This window comes from Moorena sp. SIO3H5, assembly GCF_010692395.1.
In the GTDB taxonomy this organism is placed as follows: Bacteria; Cyanobacteriota; Cyanobacteriia; order Cyanobacteriales; family Coleofasciculaceae; genus Moorena.
In genome coordinates this window covers 1-7,357 of the sequence record NZ_JAAHHS010000379.1, presented here as the reverse complement: position 1 = coordinate 7,357, position 7,357 = coordinate 1, and the positions used below count along the sequence as shown (strand labels likewise).

Annotated in this window: 7 protein-coding genes; 3 read left to right on the top strand and 4 right to left on the bottom strand. The window is 44.0% G+C overall.

From position 1 onward, the window contains the following. A partial coding sequence (locus F6K52_RS28775) for a hypothetical protein (protein WP_293086726.1) occupies positions 1-205 on the top strand: 205 nt, incomplete at its 5' end. Here F6K52_RS28775 and F6K52_RS28770 read toward each other — a convergent pair. After that, entirely contained in the window at positions 153-683 is a 531-nt protein-coding gene (locus F6K52_RS28770) for a GrpB family protein (protein ID WP_293086723.1), read from the bottom strand. The genes F6K52_RS28775 and F6K52_RS28770 overlap by 53 nt on opposite strands. Before the next feature lie 241 nt (positions 684-924). Further along, positions 925-1,434 (bottom strand): IS200/IS605 family transposase, encoded by a 510-nt coding sequence (gene tnpA / locus F6K52_RS28765; protein ID WP_293086720.1) that lies wholly within the window; start codon positions 1,432-1,434, stop codon positions 925-927. Between the two features lie 28 nt (positions 1,435-1,462). Between tnpA and F6K52_RS28760 the strand changes: the two genes are divergently transcribed. Together F6K52_RS28760 and acs are read left to right on the top strand one after the other, a co-directional pair. After that, positions 1,463-2,746: a transposase gene (locus tag F6K52_RS28760; protein ID WP_293086718.1), complete on the top strand. Its 1,284-nt coding sequence runs from the start codon at positions 1,463-1,465 to the stop codon at positions 2,744-2,746. A 114-nt stretch (positions 2,747-2,860) separates the two neighbouring features. Further along, the gene (acs, locus tag F6K52_RS28755; protein WP_293086715.1) at positions 2,861-4,831 is read left to right on the top strand and encodes an acetate--CoA ligase; all 1,971 of its coding nucleotides are present in this window, start codon (positions 2,861-2,863) and stop codon (positions 4,829-4,831) included. Positions 4,832-4,957: 126 nt separating this feature from the next. Here the strand turns inward: acs and F6K52_RS28750 are convergent, their stop codons facing one another. Continuing rightward, the gene (locus F6K52_RS28750; protein WP_293086712.1) at positions 4,958-5,905 is read right to left on the bottom strand and encodes an SDR family NAD(P)-dependent oxidoreductase; all 948 of its coding nucleotides are present in this window, start codon (positions 5,903-5,905) and stop codon (positions 4,958-4,960) included. A 957-nt stretch (positions 5,906-6,862) separates the two neighbouring features. Continuing rightward, a partial coding sequence (gene frr, locus F6K52_RS28745) for a ribosome recycling factor (protein ID WP_293086709.1) occupies positions 6,863-7,357 on the bottom strand: 495 nt, incomplete at its 5' end.

Genomic DNA, 7,357 nt, shown 5'->3' with positions numbered 1-7,357 from the left:
TAATGTAGAATTAAGAATGGTGAAGGCAGAATTAAGAATGGTGAAGGCAGAATTAAGAATGGTGAAGGCAGAAGCCAGAAGGCAGAAGCCAGAAGCCAGAAGGCAGAATTCTAAATTCCCAATTCTAAATTCTAAATTCCCAATTCTAAATTCTAAATTCTTAATTCTCTACGCCACTCTGCTGCTTTTCGATCCATCTCTTTGATGAACCCATCTTTCCCATCCATATAGGCTTCAATATTGTCTGGATATTTCTTAGCAAGTTCTCGCTTAATTTCACCGTATTTCTGGGCATCCTTAGGATGGGCAATCATATAATCTCGAAAGGCTAAGTGACGCTCTACTTGTAGCGAATTCACCTCAAACATATGAACATGATGTGTTCTGATTCCTAGTTGATTATGTTTGCGGAAATAACGACGACCTGGTATGCCGTATTCACCCATTCCTTCATAGCCTATTGTCTCCATCCCTGAACTATTTTCATCTAGTTTGGTAATGTCGTTGACTTCAACTAAAATATCAATAATTGGTTTAGCATCTAGTTTTGGAATAGATGTACTACCAATGTGGTGTATAGCAACTAAGTTGTCGCCGACGGCAAGAGCAATCTGCTTTGATTCACGCTCAAATTCATCTCGCCACTTCGGGTCATGGGGAACAACTTCTACTTTTCTTGACATAACTATAGCAGTTTGAAATTGGGTGAGGTACTTACTAGCAGTTGGTTTTAGGGAGCAGGGAGCAGGGAGTAGGGAGCAGTAGTATAGCGCTACGCGCCAGGCATGCTAGCAATAGGCATGAAGCGCAATAGTGAAGAAAAAAGCTTAGTAATCAAGGGATTGAGCGATTTTAATTTTTCTTAATTTGTCAAACACCATAGTGCGTAGTGCTATAACAAACCAGAAATTAAAGAAATCCAACCTAAACAGGCAAGGGGTCTCCCGTTATACCCGGAGGGTTAGCGGGAGACGGGGCGTATAAAGTGCGGACGCAGGTTCCGCACACAGCCCCTTGGGAATTGCCTGACGGGGTATCTTGGTTTTGGACATAACTTTTTAATTGCTCGATAGTAACTCCGCCACAGGAAGCCACAAAATAAGAACCTGTCCAGAAGACTTTTTTGTCTCCGTAAAACCGTTTTAAGTGCTCAGGAAATTCTTGGCGAATCAATCTACTAGTCACAGTTTTGATATTGGCTATTAACTTGACCGGGGCAATCCTAGGATTAAGGTCAATAATTAGGTGGATATGATCACTCTCTCCATTAAATACCAGGTTACACTCCCATTTAACGCAAGTGTCAGAGCAGATTTGTCTCAGCCTGATCAAGATTTGGTGTGATATGGCCTTTCGTCTGTATTTCGTTACTAATACAACATGTACAGTAAGACGGTAAACCGACCTGTTTTGTTTTGTGTAGTTACCAATCATTTTATGCAATAAGTGCTACAATAAATTTATGATATTCACTTACTGTTACCGAATTAAGCCAAGCCCCGAACAGATCGCCATCATGGAAAGGTGGCTTGAACTTTTGCGTCGTCATTGGAACTACGCCCTGGGGCAACGCTTGGATTGGCTTCGTCGGACTCGTTGTCCGATTGATAGGTGTAGCGTGAGTTATGAGCCAATTGGTGAAATTCCAGAACTGGTAAACTACTACACTCAACAGGCAGCGCTCAAGGAAACTAAGCGGCTATTTCCTGAGTACAAAAAAATTTACGCAGAGACTCAACAAGTTAATTTACAACGTCTCAATAAGGCTTGGGATAAGTGGCGAAAGCCTGATGCCAGTGGCAAGCGTGGGGGTAGACCTAGGTTCAAAAAATCTGGAGAACTTCGATCGTTTGTTTTTCCTAGAGTCAACAGTTCCAAAGCAGGAGCACATCTGGTTGATGGTATTTTAAAACTGAGTCGGATTGGGTCAATTCCTGTTGTAATGCATCGCCCATTGCCTAAAGGATTTACCCTTAAGCAATGCACCGTAGTAAAAAAAGCTGATGGGTGGTATTGTTGTATCTCAATGAAGGATGATACTGTACCCGAGATTTTACCAGTGGAATCAATTAAGTCTGCTGTTGGGATTGATGTTGGATTGGATAAATTTCTAACTACATCAGATGGGGAAGCGGTGCCTATTCCACAATTTTATAGAAAGGCTCAGGGCAAGCTGGCTCAGGCGCAAAAAGTAATGTCGCGCCGCGTTAAGGGTTCTAAAAACTGGAAAAAAGCTAAACATAAAGTAGCTTTGTTACACCTCCATCTAACCCGATGCCGAAAGGAATTTCACTATCAGGTTGCTCATTGGTTGTGCAACAAATACGACTTAATTGCTCACGAAAATTTAAATATCAAAGGACTCGCTCGAACTAAGTTAGCAAAATCAATACATGATGCAGCCTGGGGAGCATTCTTGGAAACATTGCAAGCAGTGGCGGTAAAACGCGGCTTGTTAGTTCAAGAAGTTAACCCGCGTGGCACAAGCATTGAGTGTTTTAATTGTGGTTCTAGAGTCGAAAAAACTTTAAGCGATCGCGTTCATTGCTGTTCTAGCTGTAACGTCAAAATTGATCGTGACTGGAATAGCGGGATCAACATTTTAAATCGTGGATTATTGGCGGTTGGACTGTCGCTTAATGGCTGTGGTAAATCGGTACAGGATATCGTTCGCGTAGCGTCGGCATCCGCCGAGGAGCAGCAAGTCTCATTCGTGAGATTGAGAAGCCCACATCATAATCTTTGATTTGATGTGGGAGTAGTCACGGATATGCCAAACTGGGTGACGTGTTAAGTATGGTTTGATTAGACTTAGCCTTGGCTAGGTCTAGACTACCTAATTAGAAATTTTCCTATAACTATGTCACAACCAACTATAGAATCAATCCTTCAAGAAGAACGGCTGTTCCCGCCACCGACTGAGTTTTCTGAGAATGCCCAGATTAAAACCATGGCGGAGTATCAGCAACTTTATGAACAAGCCAAAGCTGACCCCCAAGGGTTTTGGGCTCAGCTTGCAGACCAAGAACTAGACTGGTTTCAAAAATGGGATACGGTATTGGATTGGCAACCCCCCTTTGCCAAGTGGTTTGTTGGTGGCAAGATTAATATTTCTTACAACTGTCTTGACAGACACCTGACTACCGGGCGTCGCAATAAAGCTGCCCTGATTTGGGAAGGGGAACCGGGAGACTCCCGCACCCTAACCTATGCCCAGTTACACCGGGAAGTTTGCCAGATGGCAAATGTGATCAAACAACTGGGAGTGAAAAAAGGCGATCGCGTTGGCATTTATATGCCCATGATTCCCGAAGCTGCTATAGCCATGCTGGCCTGTGCTAGAATTGGTGCTCCCCACACCGTTGTTTTTGGTGGCTTTAGTGCAGAAGCCCTCAAGGACCGACTGGTAGATGCTCAAGCTAAATTAGTAATTACTGCTGATGGGGGCTGGCGCAAAGACAAGATTGTTCCTCTCAAGATCCAAGTTGATAAAGCCCTAGAGAATAATGGCGCACCTACAGTAGAAAACGTCCTAGTGGTAGAACGCACCAAGCAAGGGGTTGACATGGAACCAGAACGAGACCACTGGTGGCATGACTTGCAACCGGGAGCATCTGCGGATTGTCCAGCAGAACCCATGGATAGTGAAGATATGCTCTTCATTCTCTACACTAGCGGTACCACGGGTAAACCGAAAGGGGTTGTTCACACTACTGGTGGCTATAACCTCTACACCCACATGACTACCAAGTGGACCTTTGACCTGAAGGAGACCGATGTCTACTGGTGTACTGCTGATGTCGGCTGGATTACTGGACACAGTTACATTGTCTATGGTCCATTGTCCAATGGTGCTACTAGCCTGATGTACGAAGGGGCTCCCCGTCCTTCCAATCCCGGTTGTTTGTGGGATGTGGTAGAAAAATATGGAGTCACTATCTTCTACACTGCGCCCACTGCGATTCGTGCCTTTATTAAGATGGGAGACCAGCATCCCAACGCCCGTGATTTATCGTCCCTACGTATCTTAGGAACTGTGGGTGAACCGATTAACCCAGAAGCCTGGATGTGGTACCATCGGGTAATTGGAGGAGAACGTTGTCCCATTGTCGATACGTGGTGGCAAACTGAAACCGGTGGCTTCATGCTCACCCCTTTACCTGGTGCTACTCCCACTAAACCGGGTTCCGCTACCTTCCCCTTCCCAGGCATTATTGCTGATATTGTAGATTTAGACGGCAATCCAGTTGGGGACAATGATGGTGGTTATTTAGTGATCAAACATCCTTGGCCAAGTATGATCCGTACTGTCTATGGGGATGATGACCGTTTCCGCCGCACCTATTGGGAACATATCCAGCCAAAAGATGGCCAATACTTCTATTTTGCTGGAGATGGTGCCAGAAAAGACCCCGATGGTTATTTCTGGGTTATGGGTCGTGTCGATGATGTGTTGAATATCTCTGGTCACCGCTTAGGAACCATGGAAGTGGAGTCAGCACTGGTTTCTCATCCTTCTGTAGCTGAAGCAGCTGTAGTCGGTAAACCTGATGACCTAAAAGGGGAGGATGTGTTTGCCTTTGTGACCTTAGAAGGCAGTTATAGCGCTAGTGACGAACTCAAGCAAGAACTAAAGCAGCACGTAGTCAAAGAAATTGGTGCGATCGCACGTCCTGGTGACATTCGCTTTACTGATGCTTTGCCCAAGACTCGTTCCGGTAAAATTATGCGACGGCTATTGCGATCGCTAGCTGCAGGTCAAGAGGTTGCTGGAGATACCTCCACTCTAGAAGACCGCAGTGTTTTGGATAAGTTACGAGAAGGGGCTTGATTTTGGCCTCTCCTCCAGGGAAGGAGGAGAGTTTAAAAGAGCGCGAATTTGAAATTAATAAACAATAAAGGACTTACGCAGGCAATTTATTTGTAGGGTGCGTAAGTCCTGTTAATATCGGAAAGATTAATCAGGAAATGTGTCTTTCAAAGCTTGATTTAACCCTTGATTAAACGTTTGATCAAACCCTTGATCAAAGCTTTGTCTACTAGACCTGAAGCCAAAATCCAAAACTTTTATCCAAAATCCTTTTCTGTTGCCTGTTGCCTGTTGCCTGTTTTCTTTTTTTCCAAAACCTTTACTTCTAGACAGAGGAGCTGCGATCCGTAACACTTTCTCCAGTAGCGAAGGAAAGAAACGCTGACACCACACAGCTAAATGACTTTGCCATCCGACTAAAATTTCGGATGAGTTTTTCTCCAGTTTGGCGACTAGCACCTTAGCGACTTGTTGGGGAGTCATCGGCAACACCCAGCGAAATAAATGTAATCCTCGCGCCATATCAGTATCTGTTAACGATGGCAGTAAAGCGATTACCCGGATATTTTCTCGCGCTAACTCTCCTCGTAAGGCTTGAGTAAAACCAACAATTCCAAATTTGGTAGCGGAATAGCTTGCCATCGTCGGTGCTGCCACCTTACCCATTAAACTAGAAACATTCACAATAGTACCTTCATGTCGTGCTGCCATGCGTCGCCCAATTAGACGAGTCATTGTGTACATACCCATTAAATTCGTGGCGATTTCTTCCTGCAAATTTTGCAGTTTGCATTCTAGAAAAGGAGATTGATGAGCAACGCCAGCACAGTTAACTAACAAATCAATTGGTCCGTAACTTCGCCAAGCTCGTGCGATAGCAATATTGACTCCTACGATTTGGTTTAGATCTAAGACGAGCGTCACAACTAGTACCCCTTGTCGTTCAATCTCAGCCGCCACTTCTGCTAAACGTTGGCGATTTCGCGCCACCAACAGTAAGCGTCTTATTCCTTGTTGGGCTAACTCCAGAGCGATCGCTCTGCCAATACCACGAGAGGCTCCAGTAACCAGAGCAGTTTTTCCCTGAATCTTCATGTGCTACAATACCTATAATTGAAAATAAGTAAAAGTTGAAAACAAGCAAGCATCCGATGCTAAGATGCGTCGCTAAACCCACTGAGACTGAAATTAGCGACAGTAACGTTAGTCACCGTGAAGTTAGCCACCGTGAAAAATTGCTCCCACGCAACGGTTATCCGTAGGCAGTTCAGAATTGGTAAAGACTACCTACAAATGAGTGATGGCAACAGCCTTCTCCCCGACCGTAGCTATCGGACTATTGGCTAAGGGAGTCCAAGAAGCGGCAATTTGCCATTCAGTGTGGTGGATAACTGGTTAAGATATTTCTCCCCGGTTTGTTGCGGAAACTTGGTAAGAATCGGTGGTTGAAATATCCGTCAAATCATTCTGGCATCACTTAATCAATCCGTAGCCAGAATTTGTGTTGATGTAGAGCATGGTTGGTACCCTCCTTGAAATGAGTCTTTACCAGAAACTAAGCCATAAGCCTACACTAACAACAGCAACTCTCAACTGCAACATATATTAACATAAACCTATTGTTTTTTACATTTATATACGAAACCTTCATACATCAATTAGGGTGAATCAGTTAGTCAATATTGCTTGAACCCCTTGCCAAATCTAGAATTGAGTTGTTTTATTCCTAAATTTTCTTTTTTTGTTCAGTAAGAAAAAATATGAGAAAATTAACAAAGTGTTCAGGTAGATTGAAAAAATCCGCTCATCCTAGACCTGGCTAGTCGTGGGATGAGCTGGTACTTTTGTTCAAGTAGATTAAAAATTTCCGCTCATCCTAGACCTGGCTAGTCGTGGAATGAGCGGTTAATTTTTCAATGATTATCAAATAACTAGTAAGTACACAAGTACAAGAATTACACAAAACTGTGAATGCTGATAGAGGGAAGAGTTGCCAAAATGAAATCACCCCCCACCGAGAATAGCATTACACAGTAGCATGACATAGTAGCATTACACAGTCATAATGTCTTTTTCTTTAGCCGCGAACACTTCATCAACTTTTTTTGTGTATTTATTGGTCAACTTCTGAATCTCCTCCTGCAAATCCCGTGACTCATCCTCAGAGATTTCCTTATTTTTTTCCTCTTTTCGGACAGAGTCAACGCCATCACGACGGATATTGCGAATCGATACTCGACCTTCCTCCGCAAACTTACTTGCCATTTTGACAAATTCTTTACGGCGCTCGCTAGTGAGTGGAGGAATATTTAACCGCACAACTTCACCATTGTTGTTCGGAGGCAAATCCAGATCCGAAAGAGTAATTGCTTTCTCGATCTGGCTCAGCATACTTTTGTCGTAAGGTTGGATGGTGATTGTACTAGCGTCTGGCGTGTTGATATTAGCCAAAGATTTCAGGGGGGTTGGGGTACCATAGTACTCAACCATCACCCGATCCAATAGACTAGTACTGGCGCGACCCGTTCTAATGGTATTGAACGCCCA

What these genes read in the sequence shown, in the direction of transcription:
- F6K52_RS28760 (WP_293086718.1), top strand. Translation starts at nt 1,463, where the DNA reads ATGATATTCACTTACTGTTACCGAATTAAGCCAAGCCCCGAACAGATC.
- acs (WP_293086715.1), top strand. Translation starts at nt 2,861, where the DNA reads ATGTCACAACCAACTATAGAATCAATCCTTCAAGAAGAACGGCTGTTC.
- F6K52_RS28770 (WP_293086723.1), bottom strand. Translation starts at nt 683, where the DNA reads ATGTCAAGAAAAGTAGAAGTTGTTCCCCATGACCCGAAGTGGCGAGAT.
- tnpA (WP_293086720.1), bottom strand. Translation starts at nt 1,434, where the DNA reads ATGATTGGTAACTACACAAAACAAAACAGGTCGGTTTACCGTCTTACT.
- F6K52_RS28750 (WP_293086712.1), bottom strand. Translation starts at nt 5,905, where the DNA reads ATGAAGATTCAGGGAAAAACTGCTCTGGTTACTGGAGCCTCTCGTGGT.